Below are 2,844 nucleotides of genomic sequence, written 5' to 3' on the forward strand. Positions count from 1 at the left end.
GTGCCCATCCGGTGAAGACCGCAGGTAGCTCAAGCCTGTTCCTAAAAGTTTGATCGGAGCGCCACGACTAGTTCTGCGGCTCTATCGCACAGCTTCGCCATCTTGCGATCGGACAGCCCCATGTCCTCTGTGGCGATTTCGAAGAGATAGCCGGCGATGTCTTTTGCCGTCGCGTTTTCGTGGATCAGCATCCCGAGCACGACGTCGGCATAGTCGTCATATTCGTCCTTAGCTTCGGAAATGCCAGATATGCCGATCGGATCCCAATCGCGAAGCAATACATCGCGAACAAGAGCTCGGTTTTGTCAGGCTGATCTCTGTCGGTTTTGTGAGCCATCAGAGCCTACGCAGCAACGGCTTTTACTGACGATGTCACCCAATTCCAGGGGAGCAATTGCTCCAGCCTGGAGATCGGCATGTCGGCGATGTGGGCGAGAATATCGGCCAGCCAGGCCTGCGGATCGACGTCGTTGAGCTTTGCGGTGGTGATCAGGGTTGCCATGAAGGCGGCCCGATCGGCGCCGCGATCGGAGCCTGCAAACAGCCAAGCTTTCCTACCGAGAGCAAAACCACGCAGCGCCCGTTCGGCGGCGTTGTTCGTCAGGCAAATCCGGCCGTCGCCGAGGAAGGCCGTGAAGCAATCCCAGCGCTTCAGTATGTAGTCGATCGGCTCGGCAACCGGAGAACTGCGCGACAGTTTGGCCCTCTCGGTTCGCAGCCAGGCCTCAAGTTCGGTGGCGAGAAGACGGCTTTCCTGCCGGCGTCGTTGCAGCCGTTCGTGGGCGGCAAGCCCGTTGATCCCGCGCTCGATGTCAAACAGCGCGTCGATGCGCTTGACGGCCTCGAGCGCGATCGGTGAGATCGGGGCGGCGTTCTTGCCGCGTTTGGCATTGGCGGCGATGTCGGCAAGCACGAAGAATTTGCGGCGCGCATGCGCCCAACACAGCGCCTGGGTCAGCGGACCGGGGTCACGGTCTGCCTTGAACAGCGGGTTGTAGCCGCCATAGGCGTCGGCCTGCAGAATGCCGCTGAAGCTCTTCAGATGACGCTCGGGATGTTCCTGCCGCCGATCGCGCGAGGCATAATAGAGCGCCGCCGGCGGCGACTGCCCACCGAAGGGCCGATCATCCCTGACGTAAGTCCAAATGCGCCCCGTATCGGTCTTGCCGCGTGCCAGGATCGGCACGGTGGTGTCGTCACCATGCAGACGTTCGGCGGCAAGCACATGCGTTTCGATCAGCGCATGCACCGGCTTCAGTGCCGCGGTACAAGCTCCGACCTGGTCGGCCAGTGTCGAGAGGCTGAGGTCGATGCCCTCGCGGGCATAGCGCTCACTTTGCCGGTTCAGCGGTTGATGCTGACCGAACTTCTCGAACAGGATCATGGCGAGGAGATTTGGCCCGGCGAAGCCGCGCGGCGTCACATGGAAGGGCGCCGGCGGCTGCGCGATCTTCTCGCATTCACGGCAAGAGAACTTCTCGCGCACAGTCTGGATCACCTTCCACTGGCGCGGGATCACCTCCAGCGTCTCGGTGATATCCTCGCCAAGCTTTGCCAGCTTGGCCGAACCACAGCACGGGCAGTTTGACGGTGCGGCGATGACCACGCGCTCACGCGGCAGATGGTCGGGAAAGGGCTTGCGCGACGGGCGCTTGCGCTCGAAGGCCCTGACCGTCGATGACCGTGCCGCCAGTTCCGCCGCCAGCTCGTCTTCGCCGGCGTCGGCTTCCAGTTCCTCGAGCTGCAACTCCATCTGTTCGAGAAGCCGGGCTTTCCGCTCCGAGCGACTGCCATGGATCTCGCGCTTCAGCTTCTCGATCTCCAGCCTGAGCCGCGCGATCAGCGCATCCGAGTGCGAGTTCATGGCCTGCGCGCGAGCGGCGAGTGCTTGTGCCTCCCGGCGGGCCGCACGCTCGGCCAGGATCATAACGTGCGCGCTGACAAGATCGTCAGGAAGCTGATCGGCCGCATCGGTCATGGCGCGATGGAATCATATTCGCTCCCGCCATGCCAGCGGTTTTGCTCATCCCGCCGAGCTTGGACGCCAGGTTTTTTGCGGCATCCGCCAGTCGATGCCTTCGAGCAAATAGCCGAGCTGTGCAGGCGTGATCACCACCGTGCCGTCGGCCGCCGATGGCCAGATGAAGCGGCCGCGCTCAAGCTTCTTCGTGAACAGGCAAGCACCCTGGCCGTCGTGCCAGATCACCTTGATCAGGCCACCCTGCCGCCCGCGGAAACAGAACAGATGACCGCTGTGCGGATCGCGCTTCAAGGTCTCCTGCACCATCAGCGAAAGACCCGGAAAACCTTTCCGCATATCCGTATAGCCAGTGGCGAGCCACACCTTCACACCGCGCGGAACCGGGATCATCGCCGCTCCAGAACATCGAGGATCCGGCCGAGCGCCTCGCTGTCGATATCACTCTCGACCCGCAGGCGGCGGGCGCCGCCAAGCTCGATCGTCACCATGCTGCTCTTCTTGCGCGGCCGGGCGATCGGCAGTGGCTGCGCCGGTGGTTGTGGCGCTGGCAGCGCCTCGACGACTTGCACGGGAACGAGTTGCGGCACGGGCGGCGCGGAGATCTGGCAGAGCTCCTTGCGCCACCGGAAAAGCTGGCTCACATGAATGCCGGCCGATCGCGCAAGCTCCGAAACACTGGCGCCCGGCTCAAATGTCGCCGCGACCAGCCGCTCCTTCTCCTCCCGGGACCAGCGCCGACGCCGCTCAACCGAGGTGATCACTTCAATCTGATGCTTCGTCATAGGGCTACTCCTAGTGCTTGCACTAGGACTTGCAGCCCTTCAGCCTACCTCAGCAAGGCGGCCGTCACCGGACGGGTACCC

4 protein-coding genes are annotated in these 2,844 nt (G+C 63.0%); all 4 read right to left on the reverse strand.

Annotation, left to right across the window (positions count from 1 at the left end):
- Window positions 1-41: 41 nt before the first annotated feature.
- The 4 genes from NKJ01_RS36030 to tnpA all read right to left on the reverse strand — a co-directional run bounded on the left by NKJ01_RS36030 (window position 42) and on the right by tnpA (window position 2,763).
- Window positions 42-278 (reverse strand): hypothetical protein, encoded by a 237-nt coding sequence (locus NKJ01_RS36030; RefSeq protein WP_023697944.1) that lies wholly within the window; start codon window positions 276-278, stop codon window positions 42-44.
- A 65-nt stretch (window positions 279-343) separates the two neighbouring features.
- On the reverse strand, window positions 344-1,978 hold the full coding sequence (gene tnpC, locus NKJ01_RS36035; RefSeq protein ID WP_502905965.1) for an IS66 family transposase: 1,635 nt from the start codon (window positions 1,976-1,978) through the stop codon (window positions 344-346).
- 45 nt (window positions 1,979-2,023) lie between these two features.
- Window positions 2,024-2,371, reverse strand: a complete 348-nt coding sequence (gene tnpB, locus NKJ01_RS36040) for an IS66 family insertion sequence element accessory protein TnpB (protein WP_023697935.1) — start codon at window positions 2,369-2,371, stop codon at window positions 2,024-2,026.
- Window positions 2,368-2,763: an IS66-like element accessory protein TnpA gene (gene tnpA / locus NKJ01_RS36045; RefSeq protein ID WP_352735333.1), complete on the reverse strand. Its 396-nt coding sequence runs from the start codon at window positions 2,761-2,763 to the stop codon at window positions 2,368-2,370. The genes tnpB and tnpA overlap by 4 nt, the downstream gene beginning before the upstream one ends.
- Window positions 2,764-2,844 lie beyond the last annotated feature (81 nt).

The sequence above is a fragment of the Mesorhizobium sp. M0276 genome, from assembly GCF_040321755.1.
In the GTDB taxonomy this organism is placed as follows: domain Bacteria; phylum Pseudomonadota; class Alphaproteobacteria; order Rhizobiales; family Rhizobiaceae; genus Mesorhizobium.